The sequence below is a fragment of the Streptomyces sp. NEAU-YJ-81 genome, assembly GCF_017592595.1.
GTDB lineage: Bacteria > Actinomycetota > Actinomycetes > Streptomycetales > Streptomycetaceae > Streptomyces > Streptomyces hygroscopicus_B.
Window position 1 is genome coordinate 191,926 of record NZ_JAGFNO010000013.1, and the last position, 15,801, is coordinate 207,726.

10 protein-coding genes are annotated in these 15,801 nt (G+C 72.9%); 5 read left to right on the forward strand and 5 right to left on the reverse strand.

Annotated features, from left to right (window positions below; genetic code table 11):
* Nucleotides 1-32: 32 nt before the first annotated feature.
* From J5X86_RS26750 to J5X86_RS26760, 3 genes are all read right to left on the reverse strand, one after another.
* Nucleotides 33-1,463 carry a M1 family metallopeptidase gene (locus tag J5X86_RS26750; RefSeq protein WP_208519263.1) on the reverse strand — a complete coding sequence of 477 codons (1,431 nt, stop codon included), beginning with the start codon at nucleotides 1,461-1,463 and terminating at the stop codon, nucleotides 33-35.
* Nucleotides 1,460-5,437 carry a Pls/PosA family non-ribosomal peptide synthetase gene (locus J5X86_RS26755; RefSeq protein ID WP_208519264.1) on the reverse strand — a complete coding sequence of 1,326 codons (3,978 nt, stop codon included), beginning with the start codon at nucleotides 5,435-5,437 and terminating at the stop codon, nucleotides 1,460-1,462. The genes J5X86_RS26750 and J5X86_RS26755 overlap by 4 nt, the downstream gene beginning before the upstream one ends.
* 757 nt (nucleotides 5,438-6,194) lie before the next feature.
* The gene (locus J5X86_RS26760) at nucleotides 6,195-6,740 is read right to left on the reverse strand and encodes a GNAT family N-acetyltransferase (protein WP_208519265.1); all 546 of its coding nucleotides are present in this window, start codon (nucleotides 6,738-6,740) and stop codon (nucleotides 6,195-6,197) included.
* Between the two features lie 354 nt (nucleotides 6,741-7,094).
* Between J5X86_RS26760 and gndA the strand changes: the two genes are divergently transcribed.
* Entirely contained in the window at nucleotides 7,095-8,549 is a 1,455-nt protein-coding gene (gndA, locus tag J5X86_RS26765; protein ID WP_208519266.1) for an NADP-dependent phosphogluconate dehydrogenase, read from the forward strand.
* Nucleotides 8,550-8,760: 211 nt separating this feature from the next.
* Here gndA and J5X86_RS26770 read toward each other — a convergent pair whose 3' ends face one another.
* Together J5X86_RS26770 and J5X86_RS26775 are read right to left on the reverse strand one after the other, a co-directional pair.
* Nucleotides 8,761-10,104, reverse strand: coding sequence for an MFS transporter (locus J5X86_RS26770; RefSeq protein ID WP_208519267.1), 1,344 nt, complete (start codon nucleotides 10,102-10,104; stop codon nucleotides 8,761-8,763).
* A gap of 77 nt (nucleotides 10,105-10,181) precedes the next feature.
* Complete coding sequence (locus tag J5X86_RS26775; RefSeq protein ID WP_208519268.1) at nucleotides 10,182-11,333, reverse strand: XdhC/CoxI family protein; 1,152 nt, start codon at nucleotides 11,331-11,333, stop codon at nucleotides 10,182-10,184.
* Between the two features lie 51 nt (nucleotides 11,334-11,384).
* On the opposite strand from J5X86_RS26775, the gene J5X86_RS26780 reads away from it, so the two are divergent.
* The 4 genes from J5X86_RS26780 to J5X86_RS26795 are packed head-to-tail and all read left to right on the forward strand — an operon-like array spanning nucleotide 11,385 to nucleotide 15,787.
* Nucleotides 11,385-11,972 carry a (2Fe-2S)-binding protein gene (locus tag J5X86_RS26780; protein WP_208519269.1) on the forward strand — a complete coding sequence of 196 codons (588 nt, stop codon included), beginning with the start codon at nucleotides 11,385-11,387 and terminating at the stop codon, nucleotides 11,970-11,972.
* Nucleotides 11,969-12,970: a xanthine dehydrogenase family protein subunit M gene (locus J5X86_RS26785; protein ID WP_208519270.1), complete on the forward strand. Its 1,002-nt coding sequence runs from the start codon at nucleotides 11,969-11,971 to the stop codon at nucleotides 12,968-12,970. The genes J5X86_RS26780 and J5X86_RS26785 overlap by 4 nt, the downstream gene beginning before the upstream one ends.
* Nucleotides 12,967-15,129, forward strand: coding sequence for a xanthine dehydrogenase family protein molybdopterin-binding subunit (locus J5X86_RS26790; RefSeq protein ID WP_208519271.1), 2,163 nt, complete (start codon nucleotides 12,967-12,969; stop codon nucleotides 15,127-15,129). Before J5X86_RS26785 ends, J5X86_RS26790 begins: the two co-directional genes overlap by 4 nt.
* Before the next feature lie 10 nt (nucleotides 15,130-15,139).
* Entirely contained in the window at nucleotides 15,140-15,787 is a 648-nt protein-coding gene (locus J5X86_RS26795) for a TetR/AcrR family transcriptional regulator (RefSeq protein ID WP_208519272.1), read from the forward strand.
* The last annotated feature ends 14 nt before the right edge of the window (nucleotides 15,788-15,801 follow it).

A 15,801-nucleotide genomic window follows, 5' to 3' on the forward strand; every position in this document is an offset into this window, starting at 1 on the left:
GGACGCCCCGGGATACCGCCTGGCTTGGCACACTATTCCTCTGAGCGCTGGAGGGTGCCGTCGGCGTAACGGGGGCCGGTGTTCTCGGGGAGTTCCGGCAGGCGCGGGGCGTGGAGCCAGGCGGTGAACAGCGCGTCGAGAGGCTGTGCGGCGCGGCGCCTTGCGAGAGCGGTGAACTCCTCGGTGGTGACGGTGGCGTGGCGGTACGTGGCCGTCCATTCCCGCAGCACCGCGAAGAAGGTGTCGTCGCCGAGGACCGTACGGAGCGCGTGCAGCGTCAGTGCGCCCCGCTGGTAGACCCGGTCGTCGAACATCCGCGGCATGCCCGGGTCCGCGACCAGCAGGTCCTGCGGCTGATCCGCCAGCTTGGCCCTGGTGCGGGCCGCGATGACGGCGGCGGGGACGCCGCCGGAGACTTCCGACCACAGCCACTCGGCATACTTGGCGAAGCCCTCGTTCAGCCAGATGTGGCGCCAGTCGGCGACGCTCAGACTGTTGCCGAACCACTGGTGGGCCAGCTCATGGGCGACCAGCCGCTCACAGCCGCGGTGCCCGTCGACATGGTTGGCGCCGAAGATGGCGAGCGTCTGTGCCTCGACCGGCACCTCCAGCTCGTCGTCCGTCACCACCACGGCGTACTCGTCGAATGGATACGGGCCGAAGAGGTCCTCGAAGGCGGCCATCATCCGGGGCTGGCGGGCGAAGTCGTGGTCGAAGCGGTCGCGCAGCCGCGGCGGTACCGCCGCCCGCTGGGGCACCGGGCTCACGGCCGCATCGGTCAGCTCGACCAGGTCGTACAGGCCGATCTGGACGGTGGCGAGATAGGTGGACATCGGCGCCGGGTGCTCGTACACCCAGGTCGTGGTGGAGGCGCTGACCGTGCGCGAGTCCAGGGTCCCGGCGGCGACCACCGCGTACGGCGACGGCGCGGTCACCTCGATCCGGTACGACGCCTTGTCGGCCGGGTGGTCGTTGCACGGGAACCAGGACGGCGCGCCGATCGGCTGGCCCGCCACCAGCGCCCCGTCCTCCAGCTGCTCCCAGCCCAGGTCGCCCCAATGCCGGGTCTTCACCGGCCGGGGCACCCCGACGTACCGCACCTCCACGGTGAACGGGGCCCCGGCGGGCAGCGGGCGCGCCGGGCGGATGCGCAGCTTGTCCGCCCGGTGGGTGTAGCGGGCCGCGCGGGCCCCGTCGACCAGCACCCCGTCGACCCGGAACGCGCCGAGGTCGAGGCTGAACCCGGACAGCGGCTCGCCCGCGGCGCCCGGCTCGGCGACCGCCGAGATCCGCGCGCGGCCCGAGAGCCGGCCGGTGTTCGGACGGTAGGTCAGCTCCAGGTCGTAATGGGTCACCCGGTAGCCGCCGTTGCCGTGCTCGGGCAGATAGGAGTCCCCGGACCGGGCCGCCCCGGCGCCGCCGCCGGGCGCGGCCTGCGCCCGGCCGCTCTTGCCCCTGCTCACTTCGCCGTACCCTCCGTCTTCCGCATGTCCTGCGCCTTCTCCGTCTTCCACGCCGCGATCGGGTTGCCGAGCCACCACGTGCCCGCGGGCAGCGTCTCGCCGCGCATCACCAGCGACGCCGGACCCACCGTGGCGCACGTGCCGACCGTGGCGCCCGGCAGCACGATGCCGTGCGGGCCCAGGGTGGCGCCCTCCTCCAGCACCACCTGGTCCATGCGCATGATCCGGTCGTGGAAGAGATGGGTCTGCACCACACACCCCCGGTTCACGCTCGCGCCCGAGCCGATCCGTACCAGATCGGCCTCCGGCAGCCAGTACGTCTCGCACCACACGCCGCGACCGATGCGCGCGCCGAGGCCCCGCAGCCACCAGTTCATCAGCGGTGTACCGGACACGGCCCCGATCAGCCACGGTACGGCCAGCACCTCCACGAAGGTGTCCGCCAGCTCGTTGCGCCACACGAACGAGCTCCACAGCGGGCGTTCGGCTGCCCTGAACCGGCCCACCAGCAGCCACTTGGCCAGCACCGCCACGGCGCACGCGACCAGACCGCCCGCGAGCAGCAGCACCCCGCCGGCCGCCATGGCCGCGGCGAATCCCCACCGTGCGGCGACCGTCCCGAAGGCGGCCAGCACCAGCACCGCGAGCGCCGCACCACCCATCACGGGGACGATCCGGCACAGCTCGACCACGCCGCGGGCCCACTTCAGCCGCCGCGCCGGACGGTACGTACGGCTCTGGTCGCCCTCCTCGGCCGCCCGCGGCAGCTTCATCGGCGGCATCCCGAGCCACGAGCTGCCCGCCTTGGCACCCCTGGGCGCGGCGGACAGCACGCCGACCAGACCGCGCTTGGGCACCGAACTGCCGCCCACGGCCATCCCCGAGTTGCCGAGGAACGCCATCTTGCCGACCCGCGACTCCGCGATCCGCAGCCGGCCGCCGCCCAGTTCGTAGGAGGCGACCATGGTGTCGTCGGCGAGGAACGCGCCGTCGCCGACGGTTGTCATCGACGGCAGGGCCAGCACGGTGGACGCCTCGACCCCGCGCCCGACCTTCATCCCGAGCGCCCGCAGCCACACCGGGGTGAACAGGCTGGCGTACAGCGGGAACAGATGCACCCGCGCCATGTCCATCAACCGCTCGGTGGCCCATGCCTGCCAAGCGATCCGCCCGTGGACGGGATGGTGACCCGCGCGCAGGCCGAGGCCGAGCGTCCGCACCCCAGCCAGGACAAACAGTGCGTAGCAGACCATTCCGATCACCGTCGCAAGCGGCGCGGCGGCCAGCGCGTGGAGCAGCGCTGTGCCCGCGTCGCGGGTGCCCCGCACGAACAGGGTGATGACGGCGAGCGCGGGCAGCAGCGCCAGTGCGGGCAACAGGGTCAGCCCCAGCGAGGTGAGCCCGTACACGAACGCCCAGCGGCGGGTGCGGGCCGGCCGGCCCTCGGGCCGACGGGGCGCCGCCTTGCCGGACTTGGCCGCCGGCACGCCCGCCCAGCGGCGCCCCGCGGGCACCGCACCGGTCACCCCGGACCCCGGGGCGATCTCGGCGCGCTTGCCGATCCGGGCGCCGGGGAAGAGCGTGCTGCGGGCGCCGACCGTGGCGCCCGCGCCGATCCGGATCCGGCCGATCCGCAGCCGGTCGCCGTCCAGCCAGTGGCCGGACAGATCGACCTCGGGCTCGACCGCGCTGCCCTTGCCGAGCTTGAGCATCCCGGTCACCGGCGGCAGCGCGTGCAGATCGACATCGTCGCCGACGCGCACGCCCAGCGCCCTGGCGTAGTGGGTGAGCCAGCTGCCGGACAGGCCGGTGGCACCGCTCAGTTCGGCCAGCCGCTCGGCCGACCACAGCCGCAGGTGGACGCCGCCGCCGCGCGGGTACGTCCCCGGCTTCAGACCCCGCAGCAGCAGCCGCGCACCACCCGCGGCGATCGCGATCCGGGCGGGCGGCGAGACGAAGAGCAGCCAGCCGAGCAGGATCCACCACCAAGAGACGGTGGGCGCGTAGGGGGCGGCACCGCAGAGGTTCAGCACGTTGATGACCGCGGCCGCGGCCACGCCCCAGCGCAGCCCGGCGACCGTCAGCAGCGGCAGCATCAGCAGCGTCTGCGCGACACCGGTACGCCCGGGTACGGGCCGTACGGTGCGCGGGACCGTCGTCTCGCCGCCCGACGCCTCCAGCGTCCGGGCGAGCGCGCCCAGCCGTGGGTTCTGGTAGATGTCGCTGACCGACCCGCTGGGGTAGCGGTCCCGGATCCGCGAGACGAGCTGGGCGGCGGCGAGGCTGCCGCCGCCCGCCGCGAAGAAGTCGGCATCCGGCCCGCTCGCCGGGGTGCCCAGCACCTCGCCCCACAGCTCGGCGAGCCAGCTCTCGGTCTCGGTCAGCTCGTCCGCCGGACCGGCCGTGCCGACACCCGGCAGCGGCCAGGGCAGCGCCGCCCGGTCCACCTTGCCGGAGGTACGGGTGGGCAGCGTGCCGACCACCGCGAGCAGCGGCACCAGCGCGGCGGGCAGCGCCTGCCGCAGCCGGTGCAGCGCGTCCGCCTGGTCGAAGCCGCCGTCCTCCGCCGTGCTCTCCTCGGGTACGACGTAGCCCACCAGCAACTGGTGGCCCGCCTTGGTCGTCCGCACCGCGGCCGCGGCGCCCGCCACGCCCGGCAGCGCCTGCAGCGCGGCGTCCACCTCCCCCAGCTCGATCCGGCGGCCGCCCAGCTTGATCTGTTCGTCGGCTCGGCCGACGAACAGCAGTCCCTCCTCCTCGGCGCGTACCAGGTCACCGCTGCGGTACGCCCGCGACCAGCCCAGCGACGGCAGTGGGGCGTACTTCTCGGCGTCCTTCGCCGGGTCGAGATACCGGGCCAGCCCGACCCCGCCGATCACCAGCTCGCCGACCTCGCCCATGGGCACGGCCGCACCCCGGGAGTTCACGACCGCCAGCTCCCAGCCGTCGAGCGGCAGCCCGATCCGCACCGGGCCCTCGCCGGTCAGCTGCGCGGCGCACGCGACGACAGTGGCCTCGGTCGGACCGTAGGTGTTCCACACCTCGCGGCCCTCGACCGCCATCCGGTCGGCCAGTTCCGGCGGGCACGCCTCGCCGCCGAAGATCAGCAGCCGTACGTCGTCCAGCGCCTCCACCGGCCACAGCGCAGCCAGCGTGGGGACCGTGGAGACCACGGTGATCTCCTGCTCGACCAGCCAGGGGCCGAGGTCGACGCCCGTGCGCACCAGCGACCGGGGCGCGGGCACCAGGCAGGCGCCCCCGCGCCAGGCGAGCCACATCTCTTCGCATGACGCGTCGAAGGCCACCGACAGGCCGGCCAGCACCCGGTCGCCCGGTCCCATGGGCTCATCGGCCAGGAACAGCCCGGCCTCGGCGTCCACGAACGCGGCCGCGCTGCGGTGGGTGACGGCGACGCCCTTGGGCTTGCCGGTCGACCCGGAGGTAAAGATGATCCACGCGTCGTCGCCGGGCCCCGGGCGGCCGGGGACGCCGTGCGGCTCGGCGCGCACCGTCATCTCGAGCCCGTCGCCGAGGACCACGCTCACCCCGGCCTCGGAGAAGACCAGCTCGGCCCGCTCGTCCGGGTCCTCCGCGTCCACCGGCACATAGGCTGCGCCGGCGGCCAGCACGGCAAGGATCCCGACGTACAGGTCGGCGGTCCCGGACGGGACGCGGATGCCCACCCGGTCACCGACACCGAGGCCCGCCTCGACCAGCCGCAGCCGCACCCTCTCCACCTCGGCAAGGAGCGCACGGTAGCTGAGTGCCGCCGTACCGTCGTCGACGGCAGGGGCGTTCGGGTGGCGACGGGCCGTCTCTCCGAGGACGTCCATGAGGGTGCGCTCGGCGTGGGCGCCGCGTCCGGGGAACAGGGCGGGCGGTACCGCGGGCTCCTCCTCGGCGGGTGCCGGCAGCGGGTCGAGCAGTGCTTGGGACTCGTCGATCAGTGCTTGGGACTCGTCTATTACGGCCATCCGGCCTCTCCGCAGTCGGTGGACCGAATGTTCGGCGACACCGCCCGGTCAACCCGGACCATCGGCCTCTGCCATCCGGCTCCACACTGAGCCGGGTCCCGAACACCCGCTCGCGGCTGATGGTTTCCGCGAGGGCGACCACTCGGCGCGGCCGTCCAGCGGCCGGCTCGAATCGCGGGCACCGGTGGCCGGACGGGCATGTTCCGCCCCTCCGGTCGAACCGACGCCCGCATACGCCGAACAGGCAGTTTACCCAGTGTTAACAGGAGCCCGTCGGCTTCCGAGGCGTCGGTGGCCCGAGCCCGTGGCCGCGCGGCACCGTGGCACGCCGTTCCCCACCGCCGTCATCCCTCTCGTATCGTGCCTGGTGGGGGGCGGATTCTCTGGTCTCGCTCGCGGCCCGGCGGCGGCCACCCGACGGGCCCCGACCCTGTGGTCGGTCTCACAGCGGCCGCAGTCCGGGCGGACACGGAATGTTGCGCACGCTCGTGGTCCTTGGCGTTTTGGAAAACCGGCAGCCGCCCCTCGGGCTCGGCCGCGCCGAACAGCACGTCGGCAACGGTGAGCCGTTCGCGGCCTGTGCGACGCGGACCGCGGCCCGTGTGCCGGGGCCGGCGGTGAGGTACCAGTGCGCCCAGCCGGTGTGGACGAGGACCAGGTCGGCGCTTCCCCTCCGACGTGCTCCGCGAGGTCAAGCCGCGGGCCGAGGTCGACGACCGATCGGTGGCCTCGTAGATCCGCGCTGTCGAGCACGGGCTCAAGCGAGCGGCGCGACCGAAGACCACACGCCGAACCACTGCTCGGCGCCGTACGCCTCGAATCGCTCCAGCTCGGTGAACCCGAGCTTCGCCACGAGGCGCATCGAGCGGACGTTGGCGGTCTGGGTGTAGAGCACCACCGGCTCACCGGGAAGCGCGCCCGCAAACCAGTCGAGTGCCGCTGTGCACGCCTCGGTGGCGTACCCGCGTCCCCACGCCTCCGGCAGGAACAGGTAGCCGAGCTCGGTCCCCCCTGCCTCCAGGCGGTTTCCCGGACGCTCGGGGTCTTGCGGGTCGAGCTGGATTGTGCCGATCGTCGCCCCATCGAGCTCGACCACGAAGAAGCCAGGGCGCCGCCCGGGCACCTCGGGCACCGTGCGTTCGAGCTCGGCACGCGGTCGAGGACCACCGAGGTAGGTGCCCACCTCCGGCGAGGCGTTCAGCTCGATGACCGCTGCGCGGTCCCGGGCCTCGGACTCGCGGAGTACGAGCCGCTCGGTCTTTATCGGGGCAGGTGGCCAGGCGAGGGGTCTGAGGTCCGTCACGCCGGTCAAGCTAGCCAGCGGCCCGGCAGCGATCAAGACGCCGACTCGATGGACCCCACCGGCTCAGCAGTCCGCTTCAACCCAGGGCATCGCTCAGCGAGCTGAGGATTCACCCGCTCTCAGAGACCAGGCATACGACACCGCCTTGTGGATACCCCACAACCCGGCGCACCGCCCGCGCGGGAGAAAAATGACACACCTCGGCCGCTTTCTTCGGACACGCGTCCGCCGTCGGGAACATCGTGCAACTATGGCCGGGCGATGCCCGGCTGACCGAGAGGGAAGATCCCCGCTCCCCTCGTCGTTGCCACCTCGCATAAGCATTCGATGCGCATGACAGGAGTGGAACACCGTATGCCCAGCCCTTCCACCACCCAGCCCACCGCCCAGATCGGCGTCACCGGGCTCGCCGTCATGGGCAGCAACCTCGCCCGCAACTTCGCCCGGCACGGGCACACCGTCGCTCTCCACAACCGCACGTTCGCCAAGACCAAGGCGCTGATGGAGGAGCACGGCCACGAGGGGAGCTTCGTGCCGGCCGAGAGCGCGGCGGAGTTTGTCGCAGCCCTGCAGCGGCCCCGGCGGCTCGTCATCATGGTCAAGGCGGGTGCGCCCACCGACGCCGTCATCGAGGAGTTCGCACCCCTCCTCGAAGAGGGCGATGTGATCATCGACGGGGGCAACGCCCACTTCGATGACACCCGGCGCCGGGAGAAGTCCCTGCGCGAGCGCGGGCTGCACTTCGTGGGCACCGGCATCTCCGGCGGCGAGGAGGGCGCGCTCAACGGGCCCAGCATCATGCCCGGCGGATCGGTGGAATCCTACAAGTCCCTCGGGCCGCTGCTGGAGAGCATCTCCGCCAAGGTGGACGGCGTCCCCTGCTGCACCCACATCGGCCCGGACGGCGCCGGCCACTTCGTGAAGATGGTCCACAACGGCATCGAGTACGCGGACATGCAGCTCATCGCGGAGTCCTACGACCTGCTGCGGCGGGCGCTGGGCATGACGCCGAGTGAGATCGCGGAGGTCTTCCGCACCTGGAACGGCGGCCGGCTCGAGTCGTATCTGATCGAGATCACCGCCGAGGTGCTCGGGCACACCGACGCCGCCACCGGCAAGCCGTTCGTGGACGTGGTGCAGGACCAGGCCGAGCAGAAGGGCACCGGCCGCTGGACCGTCCAGACCGCGCTGGACCTGGGCGTGCCGGTGAGCGGGATCGCCGAGGCGGTGTTCGCCCGTTCGCTGTCCGGCCACGCGGATCTGCGGGACGCCTCGCAGGGGCTGCCGGGGCCGTCCGGCAAGAAGCTCACGGGCGAGGCGGCGGAGCGGTTCGCCGACGATGTCGAGCAGGCGCTGTACGCCTCGAAGATCGTGGCGTACGCGCAGGGCATCCACCAGATCGAGGCGGGCAGCCAGGAGTACGGCTGGGACATCGACCCGGGGGCGGTCGCGAAGATCTGGCGCGGCGGCTGCATCATCCGGGCGCGGTTCCTGAACCGGATCACCGAGGCGTACGCCAAGGACCGCAAGCCCGTCACGCTGCTGACCGACGACCACTTCGCGGAGGCGCTGGGCGCGGCGCAGGACGCGTGGCGGCGAGTGGTGTCCACCTCGGTCGAGCTGGGCGTGCCGGCGCCGGGCTTCTCGGCGGCGCTGGCGTACTACGACGCGCTGCGCTCGGAGCGGCTGCCCGCCGCGCTGGTCCAGGGGCAGCGGGACTTCTTCGGCGCGCACACCTACCGGCGGGTGGACCGCGAGGGTTCGTTCCACACGATGTGGGGCGCCGACCGCGACGAGCGTACGGTCTGACGTCGCGACGGCACGAGGGCCGTGTCCCCGCGCCGGGTTCCGGCGGGGACACGGCCCTCGTGCCGTTGTGTGCCACGACCGTCGTGCCGTTGTGTGCCGCGGCCCTCGTGCCGTTGTGCCACGACCCGGCCCTCGTGCCGTTGTATGCCGCAGCCGCGCCCGCCGTGCGACTGTGCCACGGCCCTCGTGCCGTCGCGCCGCCGCCGCGTCGTCAGGGCGTGTAGCGGCGGAAGGCGGGCACCGCGGCGGCCAGCCCGAGCGTGCTGACGGCCACCAGCAGCCCGCCCGCGGCGACCGCCGCGCGGGCCCCGAGGAGGGAGCCCGCGGTGCCGTGCAGCAGGTCGGCGATGCGCGGGCCGCCCGCCACCACCACGGTGAACACGCCCTGCATCCGGCCGCGCATGTCGTCGGTGGCGGCCGACTGGAGGATCGCCCCGCGGAAGACCATCGAGACCATGTCGGCGACGCCCGCGAGGGCGAGGAAGGCCACCGCCCACCACAGGTTCGGGCTGAGCCCGAACCCGGCGATGGCCACGCCCCAGGCCACTACGGCGGCGATGACCATCAGGCCGTGGCGGCGGGCGCGGGAGAAGGTGCCGGACAGCAGACCGCCGGCCACCGCGCCGATCGGGATCGCCGCGAAGAGCAGGCCGAGCGCGAACCCCTCCCCCCAGGGCGCGTAGGTGTGCGAGGCGAGCTGGGGGAAGAGCGCGCGGGGCATGCCGAAGACCATGGCGATGATGTCCGCGAGGAAGGACATCAGCAGGATGCGGTGGGCGGCGATGTACCGGAAGCCCTCGACCACATCGCGCCATCCGGCCCGCCGGCCCCCGCCCGCGGCGCCCTGGGTGAGGGGCGGGAGGGACGGCAGCCGCCAGACGGCCCACAGGGTGATGCACAGCGCCACGGCGTCGAGGAGATAGAGCGTGGGCAGGCCGAGGACGGGGATCAGGGCGCCCGCGAGCAGCGGGCCGATGATCATGCCCGTCTGGGCGACGGTGGACTGCAGGGCGCCCGCGGCGGGCAGTTCGTCGGCCGGGACGAGACGGGCGACGGAGGCGCTGCGGGCCGGGGAGTTCATGCCGAAGAAGCCCTGCTGGGCGGCGAGCAGCACCATGAGCACCGCCACCGAGTCCAGACCGGCGAAGGACTGCGCCCAGAACAGCAGCGAGGTGACGGCGATGCCCACGTTGGTGACGAGCATCAGGGTGCGCCGGTCCATCCGGTCGGCGACCACCCCGCCCCACAGCGCGAAGACCACCAGCGGGAGGAGTCCCGCGAAGCTGGCGTAGCCGACCCACGCCGATGAGCCGGTGATGTCGTAGATCTGCTTGGGGACGGCCACGGCGGTGAGCTGGCTGCCGACAGCGGTGACGGTGGTGGAGGTCCACAGCCGTCGGAAGGGGCGGTGGCGCAGCGGCCGGGTGTCCATCACCCAGCGGCGCCAGCCGGGTTTCGGCGGCGGGGCGGGGGCGCCGTCCCCGGCTCCGGGGGGCGTGTCGTCGTCCCGGGCGGTGGGTTCTATCTCGTCGTCGCTGCTTCTGGCGGTCTCCACGGCTGGTTCGATTCCTCCTACATCCATTCGGGCCGGGAACCATTGTGACGACCCCCGGCCCGCGCCGTGGCCCCGGCTCAGTCTCCGGCCGCCGGCCGCATCGACCGCCGGCCGTGGATGCTGCCGCTCAGGGAGGTCAGCCGGGTGCCGCTGCCGCCCCCGCGGTCGGCGATGATCTCGGCCGCGATGCTGATCGCGGTCTCCTCCGGGGTACGGGCGCCGAGGTCCAGGCCGATCGGCGAGGCGAGCCGGGTCAGCGCCTCCTCGCCGAGACCGGTGGCGCGCAGTCGGCGCAGCCGGTCGTCGTGGGTGCGGCGGGAGCCCATGGCGCCGACGTAGGCCAGCGGCAGGCGCAGGGCGACGTCCAGCAGCGGCACATCGAATTTCGGGTCGTGGGTGAGGACACAGACCACCGTGCGTTCGTCGATCCGGCCCGCCTCCGCCTCGGTGCGCAGGTAGCGGTGCGGCCAGTCGGTCACCACCTCATGCGCATCGGGGAAGCGGCGCGCGGTGGCGAAGACCGGCCGGGCGTCGCACACGGTGACGTGGTAGCCGAGGTACGCGCCGATCCGGGCCATGGCCGCCGCGAAGTCGACGGCGCCGAAGACCAGCATCCTCGGCGGGGTGGCGTGGACGGAGACGAACAGGGTGAGCTCCTCGTCCATGCGCGTGCCGTCGTAGCCGTAGCGCAGGGTTTCGGTGCGCCCGCCGGCCAGCAGTCCGCGCGCGTCCTCGGTGATGGCCGCGTCCAGCCGTCCGGAGCCGAGGGATCCCGAGGTGCTCTCGGGCCGTACGACCAGCCGGCGTCCCAGCCGCCCCTCCGGGTCGGGCCCGTCGACGGCCACGCAGATCACCTCGGCCACCGGCTCCCCGGCGGCCACCGCAGTGGCCACCTCGCCCAGTTCGGGGAAGCCTTCGGGGTCGACCCGCTCCACATACACATCGATGATTCCGCCGCAGGTCAGCCCGACCGCGAAGGCGTCGTCGTCGCTGACGCCGTAGCGCTCCAGCGCGGGCGTGCCGCTGTCGGTCACCTCCTGGGCCAGTTCGTAGACGGCGCCCTCGACGCAGCCGCCGGAGACGCTGCCGATCGCGGCGCCATCGGGCCCGACCAGCATGCTCGTCCCGGGCGGCAGCGGGGAGGAGTGCCAGGTCGCCACCACCGTGGCACGGGCGAACGGCTCGCCCTCGCCCCACCATCGGTGCATCTGCGCTACGACGTCTCGCATGGAATCCAAATCTCCTCGCCGACCCATGTAAGAGGTTGATACATTCAATGTATGAGCCTCTCACATCACTCACCGAGTAGCGACATCATCTTGCGGATCAACGGCACGTCCCACCCGATGACCATCGACAACCGGACGACCCTGCTCGATGTGTTGCGCGAGCGGCTGGGGCTCACGGGCACCAAGAAGGGCTGCGACCACGGTCAGTGCGGGGCCTGCACGGTGCTGGTCGACGGTGAGCGGGTGAACAGCTGCCTGGTGTTCGCGGTGACCGCCGAGGAGCGCGAGATCGTCTCCATCGAGGGCGTGGCGGCGCTGTCGGACGGCGGGGAACTGCACCCGGTGCAGCGCGCCTTCCTCGACCACGACGGGCTGCAGTGCGGCTATTGCACCCCGGGCCAGATCTGTTCCGCCATCGGGGCGCTGGGCGAGGCCGGGCGCGGCTGGCCCAGCCATGTCACCGAGGACACCGCCGCCGGGGTGGCCGATGTCTCGGAGCTGGACGCGCGGGAGGTGCGCGAGCGCATGAGCGGCAATCTGTGCCGCTGCGGTGCGTACAACGGCATCGTGGAGGCCGTGCTCGAGGCCGCGGGCACCCAGGGCGCCCAGGACACTGCCACGGTCGGAGGCGCCCGGTGAAGGAGTTCGCCTACGCCCGCGCGGGCGACGCCGACGAGGCGGCCGCGCTGATCGCCGAGCGCCCCGATGCCACCTATCTCGGCGGGGGCACCAATCTGGTGGATCTGATGAAGCTCGGCGTCACCGGCCCCGGGCTGCTCATCGACGTCTCCCGGCTGCCGTACGACCGCATCGAGCACCGCGACGACGGCTCCGTACTCATCGGCGCCACCGTGCGCAACGGCGCTCTGGCGGGCGATCCGGGCATCCGCGAGCGCTTCCCGCTGCTGTCCCAGGCACTGCTGGCCGGGGCGTCCGGGCAGTTGCGCACGGTGGCCACGGTGGGCGGCAATCTGCTGCAACGCACCCGTTGCGGGTACTTCCAGGATGTGACCAAGCCATGCAACAAGCGCGAACCGGGCACCGGGTGTCCGGCGATCCAGGGCGCGCACCGCGATCTGGCCGTGCTGGGCACCTCCGACCAGTGCGTGGCCTCCCACCCCTCCGACATGGCGGTGGCGCTGGTGGCGCTCGATGCGGTGGCGCATCTGCGGTCCGTGGACGGCGGCTCGCGCACCGTTCCGGTGGCGGAGCTGTATCTGCTGCCCGGCGACACACCGCACCGGGAGACCGTCCTGGACCACGGCGACCTCATCACCGCCGTGGAGCTGCCCCCGCCGCCGCACGGTGCCCGGATGCGCTACCGCAAGGTGCGGGACCGCTGGTCGTACGCCTTCGCGCTGGTGAGCGCCGCCACCGCGGTGTCCGTGGCCGAGGACGGCTCGCTCCGGGACGTACGGATCGCGCTCGGCGGGGTGGCACCCCGGCCGTGGCGGGCCCGGATCGCCGAGGAGCGGCTGCGCGGCGGCCGGCCGGACGAGGAGACGCTGCGGGAGGCGGCCCGGGCCGAGCTGGCCGAGGCGCGGCCGCTGCCGGACAACGCCTTCAAGGTCGACCTGGCCATTGATCTGATCGTCGCGGGCGTCCGCGACCTCGTCGCGAGGAAGGATCGCGCATGACCACCGTCGAGCGATGCGTCGGCGCCCCGATGACCCGGGTCGACGGCCTGGACAAGGTGACCGGCGCGGCGCGCTACGCCTATGAGTACCCCACTCAGGGCGTCAGCTACGTGTGGCCGGTGCAGGCGACCGTCGCCCGCGGCCGGGTGACGGAGGTGGACCCCGCCCCGGCGCTGGCCCTGCCCGGTGTGCTGACGGTGCTCGACCACACCAACGCCCCGCGGCTGAACGCCGAGGCACAGGCGAGCGCGGACCTCTTCGTGCTGCAGTCCCCTCAGGTGGCCTACCACGGCCAGATGGTGGCCGCCGTGGTGGCCACCTCGCTGGAGGCGGCGCGCGAGGGTGCGGCGGCGGTCCGGGTGAGCTATGAGCGGGAGCCGCACGATGTGGTGCTGCGCGCCGACGACGAGCGGCTGGAGATCGCCGAGACGGTGACCGACGGCAGCCCTGGCCTGGTCGAGCGCGGTGACGCCGACGCGGCGTGGGCCGCCGCTCCGGTGTGGGTGGACGAGACGTACACCACCCCGGTCGAGCATGTGAGCCCGATGGAGCCGCATGCCACCATCGCGGTGTGGGACGAGGAGCGGCTGACGCTGTTCAACTCCGACCAGGGCCCGTACATGAGCGCGCAGCTGCTGTCCGCGCTGTTCGGGATCGAGCTGAGTGCGGTGGAGGTCGTCGCCGAGAACATCGGCGGGGGCTTCGGGTCCAAGGGCATTCCGCGATCGCCGACGGTGCTGGCGGCGCTGGCCGCGCGGGCCGTCGGACGGCCGGTGAAGATCGCCCTGACCCGGCAGCAGATGTTCCAGCTGATCCCCTACCGCTCCCCCACGATCCAGCGGGTGCGGCTGGGGGCCGGACGCGATGGCCGGCTGACGGTGATCCAGCACGACTCGGTGCAGCAGCGCGCGGCCCTGGTGCCGTTCGCCGACCAGACGGTGTCCTCGACGCGGATGATGTACGCGGCGCCCAACGCCCGTACGACGGTGAAGGTGGCGCCGCTGGATGTGATGACGCCCGCCTGGTTCCGCGCGCCCGGCCACACGCCGGGGATGTTCGCGCTGGAGTCGGCCGTCGACGAACTGGCCGAGGCGCTGGGCATGGACCCGATCGAGCTGCGGATCCGCAACGAGCCGGAGAACGACCCGGAGAGCGGTAAGCCGTTCAGCAGCCGCAACCTGGTCGCCTGCCTGCGCGAGGGCGCGGCGCGCTTCGGCTGGGAACACCGCGATCCGACACCGGGGATCCGGCGCGAGGGGCGCTGGCTGGTCGGCACCGGTGTGGCCGCATCGCACCACCCGGACTACACGTTCCCCTCCTCCGCGGTGGCGCGCGCCGAGGAGGACGGGACGTTCCGGGTGCGCATCGGCGCGGCCGACCTCGGCACGGGTGCCCGCACCGCCCTCACCCAGGTGGCGGCGGACGCGCTGGGCATTCCGGTGTCGCTGCTGCGGCTGGAGATCGGCCGCGCGTCGCTGGGCATGGCGCCGTTCGCGGGCGGTTCACTGGGCACCGCCTCCTGGGGCTGGGCGGTGGACAAGGCGTGCCGTGCGCTGCTGAAGGAGCTGGACGTCTACGGAGGGGTGGTCCCGGACGGCGGTCTCGAGGTGGTGGCCGACACCACCGAGGACCTGGGGCAGCGGGCGGATCTGTCGCGGCACACCTTCGGGGCGCAGTTCGCCCAGGTGCGGGTGGACGCCGACACCGGTGAGATCCGGGTGGACCGGATGCTGGGCGTGTTCGCGGCCGGGCGGATCGTCAATCCGCACACCGCGCGCTCGCAGTTCCTGGGAGCCATGACGATGGGTCTGTCGATGGCGCTGCTGGAGATCGGCGAGGTCGATCCGGTCTTCGGCGACTTCGCCAACCATGACTTCGCGGGCTATCACATCGCCGCCCACGCCGATGTCCCGCGGCTGGACGTGGTGTGCCTGGAGGAAACTGACAACACCTCCAACCCGGTGGGTGCCAAGGGCATCGGCGAACTGGGCATCGTGGGCGCGGCGGCGGCCATCGGCAACGCCTTCCACCATGCCACCGGAGAACGGGTGCGGGATCTGCCGATCCGCATCGAGCGCTCGCGGGAGGCGCTGCGGGCGGCCAGGTCCGCCGAAAAGCGCAGGCCAGGGGCGGGCGAGCCGGAACCTCGGGTCGGGTAGGGTCACCCGAATGGCACCCACCCCCAAGGGACGCGCCACCTACCACCACGGCGACCTGGCCGCCGCGCTGGTGGCGGTAAGCCTGGAGATCATCGACGAGGTCGGGGTGCGCGGCTTCTCCGTCGCGGAGGCCGCGCGCCGCACCTGTGTCAGCCCCGGTGCCCCGTACCGCCACTTCGCCGACCGTGACGCGCTGCTCGCGGCCGCCGCGCTGGAGGTCTCGCGGCGGCTGCGGGCCATCTACCTGGAGACCGCGGCCGAGACCGGGTCCGCTCAGGAGCGGCTGGCGACGGTGGCGGGCAGCTTCGTGCGCGCGGCCGCCCGTTACCGCGGCGGGCTGGACATCCTGTTCGCCCCGGGGTTGCGGGCCACCCATCCGGAGCTACGGGACAGCACCAGGGAGTTCGTCGATCTGCTGCTGCCGAGCGCCTTCGAGGTGATCGCTCCGGGCGAGGGACCGGCGACGGCCGTGGCGCTGCTCGACGCGCTGCACGCACTCGCCCGGGGGTATGTCGCCCAATTGCTGGAAGGGAAGTTCGGCGATCCGGATGACGTGGTCGAGGGGGTCGCCACCCGTGCGACCCAGGCCGCGCGGGCGCTGGTGGCGGGCTACGGCGTGCCTTCGGGGCCCGTCGGCGAGGTGGCACGGGACCGCTGACGGAGGGACAGAAT

Excerpts from the sequence above, each read along its gene's own strand:
- J5X86_RS26790 (WP_208519271.1), top strand. The coding sequence starts at position 12,967 with ATGACCACCGTCGAGCGATGCGTCGGCGCCCCGATGACCCGGGTCGAC.
- gndA (WP_208519266.1), top strand. The coding sequence starts at position 7,095 with ATGCCCAGCCCTTCCACCACCCAGCCCACCGCCCAGATCGGCGTCACC.
- J5X86_RS26775 (WP_208519268.1), bottom strand. The coding sequence starts at position 11,333 with ATGCGAGACGTCGTAGCGCAGATGCACCGATGGTGGGGCGAGGGCGAG.
- J5X86_RS26795 (WP_208519272.1), top strand. The coding sequence starts at position 15,140 with ATGGCACCCACCCCCAAGGGACGCGCCACCTACCACCACGGCGACCTG.
- J5X86_RS26755 (WP_208519264.1), bottom strand. The coding sequence starts at position 5,437 with ATGGCCGTAATAGACGAGTCCCAAGCACTGATCGACGAGTCCCAAGCA.
- J5X86_RS26780 (WP_208519269.1), top strand. The coding sequence starts at position 11,385 with ATGAGCCTCTCACATCACTCACCGAGTAGCGACATCATCTTGCGGATC.